This is a genomic window from Pelagibius sp., assembly GCF_965249265.1.
In the GTDB taxonomy this organism is placed as follows: Bacteria; Pseudomonadota; Alphaproteobacteria; order Kiloniellales; family Kiloniellaceae; genus Pelagibius.
This window is the reverse complement of the sequence record NZ_OZ252224.1, coordinates 1,141,466-1,154,365: the sequence shown is the minus strand read 5'-3', so window position 1 is coordinate 1,154,365 and position 12,900 is coordinate 1,141,466. Positions and strand designations below refer to the sequence as shown.

Sequence of the window (12,900 nt, the reverse complement as noted above, 5' to 3'; positions counted from 1 at the left end):
CTCAGGCTTTCGCGACGGCCACAGGCTGCATCATCAGGCCACTGGGGCGCAGCGTAATCATCGGCTCCGGCTTCACATCCTGCCCCGGGACAAGCTGAAGGTCGAAGCGCTGGACCACCGCAGAGATGGCGATCATGGACTCGAGCACGGCAAAGCGCTCGCCCAAACAGGTGCGCGGCCCGTCGCTGAACGGGAAGTACGCGAAGCGGCGGCGCGGATCGCCGGTCTCCGGATCAAAGCGCGATGGATCGAAGCCTTCCGGATTTTCCCACAAGGCCGGACGGCGATGCACGGCGAACATGTTCAACATCACGTTGGTACCGGCCTCGACCTTCAGGTCGCCGATTTGATCATCGGCCACGGCGACACGCGAGAAAGTCCAGAGCGGCGGGTAGAGCCTCAAAACCTCGTCAAAAACACAACGCGTGTAAGTCAAGCCGGCAAGATCGGCAAAGTCTGCGCCCCGCCCCCCCAAGACCGTCTGGGCTTCGCCGCGCACCCGACGCAGCGATTCCGGATGCAGTGACAGCATGTACCAGCACCAGGCAAGGGCATTGGCCGTGGTTTCGTGCCCGGCCAGGATCATCGAGAGAATCTGGTCGCGTAGTTGCTTGTCCGAACGGCCGTTCTGATTGGCCATCAACAGATCGAGAAGGTCGCCCGCGTCCTCATCATCCGACCGGGCGGCGGCTTCGCTACGCCGCCGTTCAATGAGCCCGTAGACAAAGTCATCCAGGGTCCGAAGGGCACGGCGGACCGCCCGGTTGTTCGCCGTCGGCAGCCAGCGCGGCAGCCCGAAAGGCGACCAGATACGGCGCTCGGCATCGCGCAACACCCGGGTCATGGCCGAAAACACCGCCTCGTGCTCGCCCTCCAGGCGGACGCTGAAAAGCGTGCGCAGGAGTATGTCGAGGGTGAGTCGCATCATCTCCGGCACCATGTCGAGCGGCTTTTGCTGCGCGACATTGACCTGCCAACGCCCCAACATGTCGTCAACGGCGTCTTGCATGTCCCGGGTCATGCGGCGAAGCTGGCATCCCTGAAAGCTGCGCGTCGCAGTCTTGCGCTGGCTCAGCCACTCGTCGCCCTCGGCGAGGAAGATGCCCTCGCCCAGCACCGGGCGCATCATGTCGTAGAACTTGCTCTTCTCGTAATTCAGGCGATTGTCCTGGAGAACGTGACGCACCATCGCCGGATCGTTCAGCATCAAGACACGGTCAGGTCCGAAGTGCAGTTCGACCGCGCCACCGTGATCGCGGGCGACCCGGGTGAAGAAACGCAGAGGATCCCGCCGCAGCTCCGGCAGTAATCCGACCAGCGGTAGACCTTTCAGCTTCGCGGGCGCCGCGTCCTGGGTTCCGTGAAGAGGTCCCGCAATCTGGTCAAACACCAAGCTCATTTTCCCACCCTCGTCTGTTCGGCGACCCGACTGCCGGGCGCCGTGAAACGTTTCTCCGCGCTGCTAGACTCTAAGCCCCGGCAAGGGGTGCCGGTTTCTAGTGGCGGCGTGACATCGAGACGCCGGAAACCGGCCTCACACGGGCCGCATCGTTTCGCTCAACCTGAGCGACCGACTTTTCCGTCAAAGCGATGGAGTCGGAGACTGCTTCCGCGGCTACGCCGATCAGATGAGCGGCAAAGGAGAGCCCGGTGCGTTTCGCCTCGATGCGCAGATATTCCAGGCAGCGCTTGATCGCTTCTGCATCTTGCAGCGGATCACAAAGCTTCAGTTCGGTCGGTTTGGTCATGACATGCTCCTTGAGGAATGACTGGTTCGTTTGATTTGAACTCAGGCGACGGCCTGCTGGTCCAGGAAGAAGGCGTTGCGGATGATCGATCCTTTGATGCCGGCAACCGAACGCAGGTTGGCCAGGGTCGCGTGGTTCATGTCGAACCAGCCGGCATAGGCAACATCCTTGCCGAGGCTGACCGCCCGTGTCTGGCGCTTCGGCGGGCAGCCAAGACGCGGTAGCAGCCGCGCCATGCGGGCGTCGTAGACGGTGATGAGTTCGCGGATTCCCATGGCCAGGCAGGTCTCTGTCACGGCACAGAGCAGTTCGCTGCTGGCGCCGACGCGCATCCCGCGCGCCTCGACCGCGAAACGGCTGCCTTCCCAGACCAGGGGATGGTAGGGGGCGTTGGCACCCTGGAGCAGCTGCGGAAAGACGTCACGCAGCATGTAGGGGCCGGTGGTCGGCAGGAAACGCCAACTTCCCAGCAAGGTGTCGTCTTCGTCCTTGGCGAGAAGATAGATCGGGTAGAGGTCATCAAAGCTGTCACGCTCCTCGCCGTTTTCGACCGGAACAGACCACCCGAGCCTTTGTTTGAAGACGCGAAATCTTTGTTGAAACATCTGCCTTAGTTCTCCCGCATAGGCTGCATAGAGATCAGGTGTAACAACATCGATCATCGCCACTTCCCCCGCTTGTCTGATCCGGGGGTAATTGGATCGCAAAGATGTGAGGGGAGCATCCCCCCAGAAATGGGGGGGCGCGCGGCCGCAACGCCGGACGGGACACAGACCAGCAGAGCCGCTCTGCTTACCGGCGGCGGCTTTAAAATCGAATTAAATCAAATTTTTAGGGGATTATGTGGCCTTGCATGACCGCTTTGACGACGGCGTGATGCTTGGAGAAGACACCCAGCTTGCGGGTGCCGTTTTTGAGGTGAAACAGCACCGTCTCTTCCGAGATTTTGAGAATCTGGCCGACTTCCCAGGCGGTTTTGCCCCGGGCGGTCCAGAGCAGGCAATCGCGCTCCCGATCGGTCAGGCGGACCCGGGCTTCCTCCGGGGCGTCCTCGGAGAGACGCAGGAAGGCCTCATGGGTCTGGACCGCGACCCAAAGGAGATCCTGCCGGGCAACCTGATAGCTCTCTTCGAACTGCTGCTGGCTGCCGCTCGAGGAGACGTTCAGGGTGGAAAGGCCACTTTCCGGCCCGTGAATCGGGATCGTGGCCCCGGTCGTCAGGCCGAAGTCCCGCGCTTCATCGAAAACCCGGCGCTGGCCGCTGCTCAGATCGTTCTGAGCGGAAACCTCGCGCCAATCGAAAGGCAGAATTGTGCCCATCGCCTTCTGAAAGGTGGGATCGAAATCGCTGAAACCCTGCAGAAGATAGTGCTCGACCCAGTCATCGGGAAAGGTGGCCAGGAACTCGTGCACGACCTGCCCGTCCTGCGCCGCCTGAGGGACGAAAGAGCGAATGCGTTTACCCAAAGGGGGCCGCACGTGGACGTATGAATAGGTATCGAAGCCCAGAAGGTTCAGGGTGTTCTGAAGACTGGCGCCGATCTCAGCGATGCTTTGGGCACGGCTGAGTGCATCCATATGATCGGCGATGCCAGCCGTCATCGCCGCCGGTCTCTGACAACGACAAGCGCCGGCGCCAACGCCCCGACCTCACGGCCGGGCCCCGGTAAGCCATCGATACAGCAGAATTCAAGCAGGGCAAAAGAAAAGGCTTTGCGGTTGTTAAAGGCCCGCAACTTCGACATGGCAATCCCAGCCGTTTTCACCAGGTCTTTCATGCCCTCCTTGAGATCCGTCGTTTTCCGTCAGCTGTCCGCCGAACGGCCGAGCGTCTTCAACAGAGACAATACCTCGGCGCGCACCTTGGAGTCAGGAATCCTGTAGTAGGAACTGATCAGCTGCAGCGTTTCACGCTGGTTTGTGAAGTCGGGGTCTGAAGAATGAATGTTGCTGCCGCCTGCGGCACCGGCATCCTGGCCCGTGGCGACATTTTCACCTTCTGATTCCACACCTTCGAAGAAATATGTAACGGGCACACTCAGTATCCGCGACAGCTCATAGAGCTTGCTGGCGGAAATGCGGTTGGCACCCCGTTCGTACTTTTGGATTTGTTGAAAGGTCAGCCCCAGCGCATTCGCGAGTTTCTCCTGAGAATAACCCAGGAAAACCCGACGAAGCCTCACACGCCCGCCGACGTGAACGTCGACGGGATGCGCCTGTCTAGCCTTCCCCACGGTCTGATGAGCAAGCATCACTTCACCTTACTATGCAATGATTCCATGACCCCGCCTTGATTATATTCGATGCTATAGGGAAAGAACAAAGGAAAATCTCGCGCAATGATGGTAAAAAATTGTTCCAAAGCGCGTTTATATATTAACAATAGACAACCTTCGATCATCCATTTGATTTTGCTAAGTAACAATTCGATTTTATACTTCTGCGTCATAATCAACGATTTACGCAACCTTAGAGAGAAAATCCGCTGTATCCGCCGTCTCATGCGGGTCATGGGCCTGGTCAGCAAGCCCCCCATCCGGTTCAAAGCTGAGGCCTTTGATGGCCGGCAGCTTGTGCTGTAAGGCCTTCGACGACTCGCCGGATTCAATCCTGCCGCGAAGTATGCTGGAACAAATGCCTAAACGATGCGTCGCGAACATCGCATGTTCGGATTATGAAACAAGCGGTGCACCCGGAATCGCTTCAACGGATAGCCGAACACAAAACAATGCACACCGGAACATATTTGAATTCATCAGGCCGCCCTTGGCGATCCATCAGTCCGATGAAGCTGTACTTCCCGGCAGCTTTAGAGCGATATCAGATCCAGAGCGGCTTTGGGGCCCTACCGAAACCGCAGCACGGCTCCCGCCTGAGTAAGGCCCGCTCTAATCATGCGACCAGCGCAAAACGAATCGGCTGCCCTTGTCCAGGTCATCACTCTCGATGGTGATGTCACCGCCCATGGAGCGTGCGGCGGCCCGGGCCACCGGCAGTCCGAGGCCGGCGCCCTCCACGCCTGAGGTTGCCTCGGCGCGCCAATAGGGTTCAAAAACCGCTTCGCGCATGTCTGCCGGAACTCCGACGCCGTGATCGCGGACAGATACCTTGTAGCCCGAGGCCTCCTCCTCCAGTTCGACCTCGATCTCCGTCCCGTCAGGCGAATACTTGGCGGCATTCTGCAGCAGATTGGACAAAACGGCATGGAGCATCACCTCTGCCCCGCCCTCGACCGGGCTTCCGATCTTGTCCACAAGACGCAGTTCCTGTGTCGCTTTCAGAGCCAATGACACCTCACGCCATATCGCCGAGCATAGCGCCGCCAGATCAACCGTTTTTCCCTCGCCGCTGTGCGTTGGCGCTTCGACGCGACCAACGACCAGCACGTCATCCACCAGCCGTGCCAGAGCGGCCACGCCGCGCCGGATCGTCCGGGTCTCCTCCTGACGCTCTTTCAGGGTCATTTGGTCGCCATAGCGGTCCAGCATGTCAGCTGCTGAACCGATCGCCTGAAGCGGGGTGCGCAGCTCGTGGGACACCATCGAGACGAAACGGGACTTGTCCTGGCGCCGTTGACGCTCGTGGTCGAGCGAGACAGACAGCCGTCCTTCGCGAAGGACAACCGCTTCGACCCGGCGCACGGTAAGGGCCAACAGCAGAACCAGCACCAAAAGAGCCGCGACAAGGAGTGGCGCTCCGCCCCAAAGCAGGTCGTCGCCGGGCCGACCGTCAGCCCAGACGATGTGGCCCAGAGCACTGTCGTCGACGCCGGTGATCTGCAGCCCGAGAAATCCGGAGGCCGGCGGGTTTACCGAGAACCTCGGCATCTCTATCAGGCTGCCGAGGCTCGGTGAGTCAAAAAAGTCCTCACGCAGCGGCCTTACGAAAACCACCACCGGTGCCTCTCCGGGCGCCGGCGGCGGCGCGATCGAATCGAAAGGCGAGACGATGCTGGCAGCGACCATCTCAAGCTCGCCGTCGATGGAAATCAGTCCGGCGGCGGGAACCTGATCGATTGTTCTGCCCTGCCGCGCTGCTTCAAGCAGACGTTCCACGCTACGCGGAAGCCGGTCGAATATATCGCCGCCCGAAGCCTCACCATCGATGAAGGCCACTCTGGTCTCGTTGTCCGGCCCCAGCACCCAAATGCAGTTGACCCCGAAGGCTTCCAATAGGTAATCGCCGAGTTCCTCCTTCGCCCAGCGCTCATCGAGGCCAACACCCAGCGTTATGATGACCTCGTCCCACCAAGCATAGTCGACGACCAGGCTGCGCAGTTCAGCGCGCTTGGCATCAAGAATCGAAGAGACAAGGGAGGCCTGCGCTTCCGCCTGGCGCTTGTTCAGGGCATCGGCGCTCCAGTACAGCAGCGCACAGACTCCGGCCAGAGCCAGGATCACCAGCAAGAGGATGGGCAACAGCAGCCCGCGGCGGCGGTCGGCGGCGCGACGGCGCGTCTTACTCAACCCTGACGTTGGCTTCTCATGAACGGTAGATGAAGACATTCCCGGCTTTTTTTGATCGGCGAGCGGCCCTTTCCAAGACGGACCCGACTGCCTGTTTTTCCCGATCCAGTGGAACCTTCTTGGTTGCGGCGCCGAACTATAGTGCCAAAAACCTACACAGAACAGCATCCTTGACGGAGTTCGTCGGAAATTGAGACGCCCTTTAGGGTCAGAAATTGGATAATCTGGCGAAAAACAACGGAGAATCTCTATTTACGCGCGATCAACATCCGGATTTGGCCGCTCTGCGTGTACGGCATTGCTTGGGCAATTCGAAACTGTGCCGGCAATTCCTCGGCTGCACTTGCCGGCGCCCCAGCGGAACCAGATCCCCCGCCCGCGCAGATTGGGGGCAAATCGCCCCGCGCGCTGACTGGCGCAACCCATCTTTGCAGGATTTTCGATGGCTAACCCCGCCCGCACCGGGCTATTGTCCCGCCCGACGTCGCCGCGTCACAGGTAAGCATCGGCCAAGCCGTTTCCCCGTATCAAAGATCTGACCGCCGGCATCCCGGATTGCCAGGGGCGAACGACTGCTGCATGTTTGCGCCGGGTTGCGTTCGGAGTCGGTGAGACGCCGAGCGCAGAGATGCGGAAAAACGAAGGGCCAAGTTGAACCAGTTAAAGAAAGCGGATCCATGAAGCCCATGGCGACCCAGGATTCTTCGGAACGGCTCGGTCTCCTTCTCGCCCGCTGCAGTTTGGGCGACCAATCGGCGTTTTCCGAGTTGTATGAAGCAACTTCAGCGAAACTCTTTGGCATTGCCTTTCGTATACTAAGACGGGAGGCCTGGGCAGAGGAGGCTCTGCAGGACGCCTACGTGAAGATCTGGCGCTATGCCGACAGCTATAATCCGGGCCGGGGGCGGCCAATGACCTGGATGATTAACGTCGTGCGAAACCAATCGCTTGATCTGTTGAGGAAAGCTGACTATCGCGCCGCCGAAGAGGAATGGAGTCCTGAGAAGGACGGGCGTATGAGCAGCGAAAATCCGGCAGCACAGGCTGAAACCAGCCAGGACCTACAACGCCTCTTGGGCTGCCTTTCGGGCCTTACCGAGGAACAGCGCGAGTGCATTCTGCTGTCCTATCACCAGGGTTATACGCCCAGCGAAGTGGCGGCGCGGATCGATCGCCCGGTGGGAACCGTAAAAACCTGGATTCGCCGGGGCGTGATCAAGGTCAGGGAGTGTCTGGACCGATGAGGTACGACGATCCCAAGGTGCAGGAGGCGCTGGCCAGCGACTACGTCGTCGGGGCCCTGCAAGGCCCGGCAAGGCAGCGCTTCGAGACGTTGATGCGGTCGCGCCCGGATCTGCGCCGCCGGGTTGAAGCCTGGGAGGATCGTCTGACACCCCTGGCCGAACAAACACCGGCGAGGACTCCGCCGCCCCGCCTTTTGCGGGCGATCAAGCAGCGCATCGATCCGCAAAACGCAGCCTCCGCTGACGCGGGCCGTGCAGGTTTCTGGAACAGCCTTGCCTTTTGGCGGCCCTTCGGCACCATCGCCGCCGTTCTGACGGTGCTCGTCGGCGGCTATGCAGGCTTTATTCTCTCGCAGCCCGGATCTGCCCCCCAAGTCGCCTCGGTAGCGCCGACCGAGGTGCTGCCGAGCTATGTGGCGGTGCTGGAGGACGAGGCGGAGAACCCGACCCTGGTGGTCACCGCTTACAGGGGACCTTGGCGCCTCTCGGTAAAGACCCTCGGCAGCCTTGGTGAGAGCGAAAACAAAGCCTACCAGATCTGGACCGTCGAGCGTGACAGCGGCACCATCCGGCCCCTGTTGCAGCTTACCGGGGGCGACCCGGTCGGCCAGCCACTCGACGAAGCCGGATGGGAGGCGGTGAAGTCCTCCGAGTCCCTCATCGTCACCCTGGAAGCCGCCGGCCAGGCCGCGACGTCACCCAGCGGTCCCGTGCTTTACTCCGGCCCCTGTATCAATCTCTGGGAAGCCAGCGAGACCTGATACACCCGCGTCGGCACCAGCCCTTTGCCGTCAAACGTCCGACCAGAGCCGCATCAGGTTGGCGTGGGACTTGCTCAACAGGTCGAACTCCCGGCACTTGCCCTTCTCTTTGAAGATTGTCCTGCGCACCTTTTCGATATCGAAGAGAATTTCGCGCTGCTCGGCGCTGCGGACAATGCTCTGCGCCCAGGTCACGGCGACCTCGCGCTGACCGCGGGTTACCTCCGCGACCCGGTGCAGTGTGGTGGAAGGATAGATCACCGCCGAACCGGCGGCCAACTTGTAGCTCAGTGACTCGCCGCCAAGCTCCATGATCAATTCGCCGCCGTCGTAGTCTTCGGGCGGGTTGAGAAAGACCGTCAGGGAGACATCACTGCGCGCCAACGCCGTCCGTCCCATGATCGCATCGTCGATATGCGCACCATAAGCCATGCCTTCACGGTAGCGGCTGAACAGTATCGGGCGCAGCGAGTGCGGCATGACGGCAAGGTTGAAGGTGGCGTTGGCGCCAAGCGCAGCAACCAACAACTGCCGCGCCTGGGTGGTCTTCGGATCTTTGGAATCAGACTGTTCGTTGGCCTTTACGAGCTTGGCGTGCCAGCCCGCCGTCTTGCGGCCGTCGAGAAAATCAACCTCTCTGAGCAGGTCGTTCAGCTGCGACAGTTGCTCTGGGGAGAGCAGGTTATCAATCGTCAGAATCATGATGGGAGCTATAGCATGAGCGCGGCCGCTTCGCCCAGCCCGCCCCGCCCAATCCGTCTCGCCCAATCCGTCCCGCCCCGTCCGCCCGGGGACACAATGGCAAACCCTCAGAGCGCCAGCAGGTGATTGTCCCAGGCGAGGCCGGGCGCACCGCCATACAGCGCAGTTTCCCGGCCGCGCGTCAGGTCATAGATAAACAGCCGGCCCTGTCCGGAGGAGATGAAAAAGCGGCCCACACCGCCGGCCGGCGCCAGGCCGCAGCCATCGGCAACAGAGATTTCCGCCAGGTAACGGCGTTCCTTCGCCGACCAGAAGGTAATCCGTCCGCCGCGCGGCGCCGAGACGGCCAGATAGCGGCCGCTTTCATCCAGCGCGGCACTGCCGCAATAGTGGCGCATGCTCTTGAGCACCGCCGCCGGCGTCTCGGCCAGGGCAATCTCCGTCCCATCGCGCTGAAAGCCGACCAGGGGCACCAGGCGGTTTCGCGGCCCCTCGTTCTGCAAGGCAAGACAGACCGCATCGTCTCTGGAAACCGCGAGGTGCCGTATTGACAGAAGGTGAAGGTCTTCCGGCAGGGAAAAGCGCTGAAGCAGGGCACCGCTGTCACTGTTCACATAAGCCAGGTTCGGCGCCATTGTCGCCAGGTTCAGCTTCCGGCGGCCGCTGTCGGGATGCGTCCGGATACCGCCATTGGCGACCACCAGCCGCCGCCCGTCCGAGAGCAGCGCCAGTTCGTGCGGGCCGATGCCGTGAGAGGGCAGTTCCCCCAAACGGCGATACCCCTTCTCGGCATCATAGACGCCGATGACACCACGCCCGCCGTCAAAGTCGTTCTCGGTGGCAAACAGCCGGCGGCCATCGCGGCTGAACACACCGTGGCCGTAGAAGTGCCGGGCCTGGGGAGCTTCGAAGCGTTGTTTGACGCGCCCCTCCGCAACATCGATGACGACGGCGAAACGGCCGGGACGACGGGCCAGGATGACCACTTCCCCGGGGTCCTCCCCAGGGATTTCTCCAGCACCGCGGCGCCAGGCCGCGCCATGGCCCCGGCCCGGCAGATCGACGATGTCGCCATCCGCCCCCTGCCCCGTGATCATCCGAACCGCGAAGCGCCCGCCGGTCTCGGCGCTGGCACCCACGGCAAGCGGCCCCCGCCCGGACACCGCAAACGCCATCCCGGCATGGCCCACCAGCGGCAAACCCAGGCCGGCGGTCAGCAGGCTGCGGCGGCTAATCGCCATCGAAGCTGTTGAAGCCTAGAGGCAGGTCCAGCATTTGCGAGAAAGGCCCGGAAATGAGAGCGAGAAGCTGACTGACGTCATCGCGAACAGTAGAGAGGCGCTGCCAGCCGCCCTCTTCCTCCAGGGCCTCCGTCATCGATGCCGGCAGGTTTGCAAGCTTCTTTCTGGTACGGCGGAAAACAGCTTCGATCTCGACATGGAGCGTCGGGCCGTCCGGCTGGCGGCGCAGCAGGGCGGAGAACCCACCCTGGCCGCCGTTCTGATAAAGCGCCTGCGCCGCCTCAAGATTGATCTCAATGTTGCGCAGCGAACGCCCACTGCGCCAGGATTCGGCGCGCTTGGGCTTGGCGTTTCTCACCGCTTCGCCAAGGACACGCTGAAGCTTGAAGTCGACGACAATCAGCAAAGCCGAGCGCAGCGACTTGGCAAGTTGCAAAGAGGCCTCTTTGGCATCCAGGAATTCCGCGTTGCCCTGGCGCGCGTTGCGCAGCACAGCGGCATAAGCCGAAGGGCCGTCACGCCAATCAGCCAACAGGTCGGCAGAAATCTCCTTCAGATTCTCGCCGATCCTGACGGCCAGATCGCAGGCGAAGGGCTGTTCCGCCGCTTCAGGCATATCGAACAGCAGTCGCTCGAGCGCCGGCAGCCCCTGGATGGCGACGGAGCCCTGGGCGAAGCGCTGCGGCTCCAACGCGGCCGGGTCGGGGTTCGCCAGAAGCTGGGACAACCGCCGCCCGGTAACGCCACGTTTGTCCGGCCAGAACTGCATGCGGTCCGCGCGCAGGAAAAGCTCGCTCGGCCCAAAACGCAGGTGTTGTGCAGCCATCCATGCGTCCATCATGGCGTGAAAGGCTTTCTTGCTCTCCTCAGCTCCGCCGAGACCGCCATCGGCACAGTCGCGGCGCAATGCCCCTTCGAGGCTCTCACCGGCAACGGCAAGCGCCTCATAGCGCGGCAGCAGGCATTGATCGAGAAGTGCGTTGTTCAGCTCGGCGAAGTCGTCCTGATCAGGCGCCGCCGCGAAGGCCGGCAGAGGCCTCAAAGTCAGGCCGAGGCCCAGCCCTCCACAGAAACCCAAGAATTGTCGCCGTTGTGTCATCGCGGCCTCCCAGACAGCACGCTAGAGCGATCTCAGGAAAGCCAAGAGGGCTTCCCTATCTTCCGTGGTGAGTGTCATCACCCTGTTCTTCGCCGCCTCGGCCTCTCCGCCATGCCAGAGGATGGCCTCCAACAGGTTGCGGGCGCGCCCGTCGTGCAGGAACTGACTGTGCCCGTTGACCGTCTCCGTCAAACCGATTCCCCAGAGCGGCGCCGTCCGCCATTCCCGTCCGTTCGCCCTTCCCTCCGGCCTGTGATCGGCGAGGCCCTCGCCCATGTCGTGGAGCAAGAGATCGCTGTAGGGCCAGATGAGCTGAAAAGACTGCTCCGCACCCAGGCTGTCACGGCGTGTCACATACTTTGGCCGATGGCAGGCGATACATCCAGCTTCATAGAATATCTGCTTGCCCTTCAATACCGCCGGATCTTCCAGATCGCGGCGCGGCGGGACCGCGAGATTGCGGGTGTAGAAGGTGATCAGCCGCATCATCTCCGCCGAGGCTTCCAGGCCGTCATGCTGTGCCGTGTTGCCGTCCGGCGCTTCGATGCAGCGCCGCTGCGCCGGCGTGCAGTCACCGGCAGGCGACGGGGCCAGGGGTGCAGAGAGGCCGATATCGCCGTTGATGGCATGGGTCGACTGCTGCAAGAGGTTCGGCTCCCCCGCCTTTAACCCGAAACGGCCCAGGACCGGGGCGCCGGCCGCCTTATCCCAGACCCGGTTGGCCCGCCCGGAAATGCCGTCACCGTCGGCATCCTCGGGATCGGCCCAGGCCAGGATATCGCTCTCCTCGATGGCTTCCAGCAGACCGAGGCCGATCATCTGCGGTGCCACACGCGGCGAGACCATCACATCGGGATGCAAGGGCCCGTAGCCGAGATGGGTGATGCTGTAGGTCGGCTTGCGCAGGCTGACCATCGTGCCATCAGCCAGCGTGACCGGTATCTCCTCATAGCGGATGTGCATCTTGCCTTCGGCTTCATGGCCCTGGATCGCCAGATCCTGAAGCTGGCCGCCATAGGTCGGCTCGGGGATGACGTTCAGGCGATGTGCGTCCAGGTCCGCGCGCTCCGCCGCCGACTGAGGCGGAATGCTCAGCCGCAAAAACATGGAAACGGCGGAATCATCCGGCCAGTTCGCCGCCGGGGCATGCCCGCGGCCATCCTTCAGGTGGCAACGCTGGCAGGAACGGGCATTGAACAGCGGCCCGAGGCCATCTGCCGACTTGGTGGAAGCCGGCGAAGAAACCCACAAGCGGCGAAACAGCGCATTGCCGAGCTTGAAGTCCAGTTCCCGCTCAATGGACATGTTGCCCGAGCTCTGGGAAAAGGCATTGGAATCGAGGGTCTTCTTCTTTGATGTCGCCGCCCCGCCGGGCAGCGCCTCAAAGGGTTCGGCCCGTGTGAAATCGGCGGTCGGGCGGATGACCGCCGCGATCCGCGCCGCTTCTTCCGGCGTCGGACCGGCAATCGAAGGTGCCGGCCCCAGGGCCGTCATCACACACACAACCGCAAGGGCCAGCAAGGCCCGGATACTCTTCTTCATTGAAAGACCAGCCTACCTGCTTCGTCTCTAGGCGCCGCCTCCCAGGCCTCCCAAGCCCAGACCTGTAGGGAGGCGGCGTACCATAGAGACTACCCGG

The 12,900-nt window shown here is 62.0% G+C and carries 12 protein-coding genes; 2 read left to right on the top strand and 10 right to left on the bottom strand.

Annotated elements, in window-relative coordinates; translation table 11 throughout:
* Position 1: 1 nt before the first annotated feature.
* The 6 genes from ACP146_RS05605 to ACP146_RS05580 all read right to left on the bottom strand — a co-directional run bounded on the left by ACP146_RS05605 (position 2) and on the right by ACP146_RS05580 (position 6,214).
* Positions 2-1,399: a cytochrome P450 gene (locus tag ACP146_RS05605; protein ID WP_422365784.1), complete on the bottom strand. Its 1,398-nt coding sequence runs from the start codon at positions 1,397-1,399 to the stop codon at positions 2-4.
* 97 nt (positions 1,400-1,496) lie between these two features.
* Complete coding sequence (locus ACP146_RS05600) at positions 1,497-1,748, bottom strand: hypothetical protein (RefSeq protein ID WP_422365783.1); 252 nt, start codon at positions 1,746-1,748, stop codon at positions 1,497-1,499.
* A 41-nt stretch (positions 1,749-1,789) separates the two neighbouring features.
* Positions 1,790-2,410 (bottom strand): acyl-homoserine-lactone synthase, encoded by a 621-nt coding sequence (locus tag ACP146_RS05595; RefSeq protein ID WP_422365782.1) that lies wholly within the window; start codon positions 2,408-2,410, stop codon positions 1,790-1,792.
* A 169-nt stretch (positions 2,411-2,579) separates the two neighbouring features.
* A complete protein-coding gene (locus ACP146_RS05590; RefSeq protein WP_422365781.1) occupies positions 2,580-3,350 on the bottom strand; it encodes a helix-turn-helix transcriptional regulator in 771 nt (256 codons plus the stop codon).
* Between the two features lie 203 nt (positions 3,351-3,553).
* On the bottom strand, positions 3,554-4,000 hold the full coding sequence (locus ACP146_RS05585) for a helix-turn-helix domain-containing protein (RefSeq protein ID WP_422365780.1): 447 nt from the start codon (positions 3,998-4,000) through the stop codon (positions 3,554-3,556).
* A gap of 636 nt (positions 4,001-4,636) precedes the next feature.
* The gene (locus ACP146_RS05580; RefSeq protein ID WP_422365779.1) at positions 4,637-6,214 is read right to left on the bottom strand and encodes an ATP-binding protein; all 1,578 of its coding nucleotides are present in this window, start codon (positions 6,212-6,214) and stop codon (positions 4,637-4,639) included.
* Between the two features lie 677 nt (positions 6,215-6,891).
* Between ACP146_RS05580 and ACP146_RS05575 the strand changes: the two genes are divergently transcribed.
* Together ACP146_RS05575 and ACP146_RS05570 are read left to right on the top strand one after the other, a co-directional pair.
* Positions 6,892-7,458: a sigma-70 family RNA polymerase sigma factor gene (locus ACP146_RS05575; protein ID WP_422365778.1), complete on the top strand. Its 567-nt coding sequence runs from the start codon at positions 6,892-6,894 to the stop codon at positions 7,456-7,458.
* A complete protein-coding gene (locus ACP146_RS05570) occupies positions 7,455-8,219 on the top strand; it encodes an anti-sigma factor (protein WP_422365777.1) in 765 nt (254 codons plus the stop codon). Before ACP146_RS05575 ends, ACP146_RS05570 begins: the two co-directional genes overlap by 4 nt.
* A 30-nt stretch (positions 8,220-8,249) precedes the next feature.
* Here the strand turns inward: ACP146_RS05570 and ACP146_RS05565 are convergent, their stop codons facing one another.
* The 4 genes from ACP146_RS05565 to ACP146_RS05550 all read right to left on the bottom strand — a co-directional run bounded on the left by ACP146_RS05565 (position 8,250) and on the right by ACP146_RS05550 (position 12,803).
* The gene (locus ACP146_RS05565) at positions 8,250-8,921 is read right to left on the bottom strand and encodes a Fe2+-dependent dioxygenase (protein ID WP_422365776.1); all 672 of its coding nucleotides are present in this window, start codon (positions 8,919-8,921) and stop codon (positions 8,250-8,252) included.
* Between the two features lie 107 nt (positions 8,922-9,028).
* Entirely contained in the window at positions 9,029-10,162 is a 1,134-nt protein-coding gene (locus ACP146_RS05560; RefSeq protein WP_422365775.1) for a DUF1513 domain-containing protein, read from the bottom strand.
* Entirely contained in the window at positions 10,152-11,261 is a 1,110-nt protein-coding gene (locus ACP146_RS05555) for an imelysin family protein (RefSeq protein ID WP_422365774.1), read from the bottom strand. Before ACP146_RS05555 ends, ACP146_RS05560 begins: the two co-directional genes overlap by 11 nt.
* A 21-nt stretch (positions 11,262-11,282) precedes the next feature.
* Positions 11,283-12,803, bottom strand: a complete 1,521-nt coding sequence (locus ACP146_RS05550) for a di-heme oxidoredictase family protein (RefSeq protein ID WP_422365773.1) — start codon at positions 12,801-12,803, stop codon at positions 11,283-11,285.
* Positions 12,804-12,900: the final 97 nt, after the last annotated feature.

What these genes read in the sequence shown, in the direction of transcription:
- ACP146_RS05595 (WP_422365782.1), bottom strand. Translation starts at nt 2,410, where the DNA reads ATGATCGATGTTGTTACACCTGATCTCTATGCAGCCTATGCGGGAGAA.
- ACP146_RS05555 (WP_422365774.1), bottom strand. Translation starts at nt 11,261, where the DNA reads ATGACACAACGGCGACAATTCTTGGGTTTCTGTGGAGGGCTGGGCCTC.
- ACP146_RS05565 (WP_422365776.1), bottom strand. Translation starts at nt 8,921, where the DNA reads ATGATTCTGACGATTGATAACCTGCTCTCCCCAGAGCAACTGTCGCAG.
- ACP146_RS05570 (WP_422365777.1), top strand. Translation starts at nt 7,455, where the DNA reads ATGAGGTACGACGATCCCAAGGTGCAGGAGGCGCTGGCCAGCGACTAC.
- ACP146_RS05550 (WP_422365773.1), bottom strand. Translation starts at nt 12,803, where the DNA reads ATGAAGAAGAGTATCCGGGCCTTGCTGGCCCTTGCGGTTGTGTGTGTG.
- ACP146_RS05605 (WP_422365784.1), bottom strand. Translation starts at nt 1,399, where the DNA reads ATGAGCTTGGTGTTTGACCAGATTGCGGGACCTCTTCACGGAACCCAG.
- ACP146_RS05590 (WP_422365781.1), bottom strand. Translation starts at nt 3,350, where the DNA reads ATGACGGCTGGCATCGCCGATCATATGGATGCACTCAGCCGTGCCCAA.
- ACP146_RS05575 (WP_422365778.1), top strand. Translation starts at nt 6,892, where the DNA reads ATGAAGCCCATGGCGACCCAGGATTCTTCGGAACGGCTCGGTCTCCTT.
- ACP146_RS05585 (WP_422365780.1), bottom strand. Translation starts at nt 4,000, where the DNA reads ATGCTTGCTCATCAGACCGTGGGGAAGGCTAGACAGGCGCATCCCGTC.
- ACP146_RS05600 (WP_422365783.1), bottom strand. Translation starts at nt 1,748, where the DNA reads ATGACCAAACCGACCGAACTGAAGCTTTGTGATCCGCTGCAAGATGCA.
- ACP146_RS05560 (WP_422365775.1), bottom strand. Translation starts at nt 10,162, where the DNA reads ATGGCGATTAGCCGCCGCAGCCTGCTGACCGCCGGCCTGGGTTTGCCG.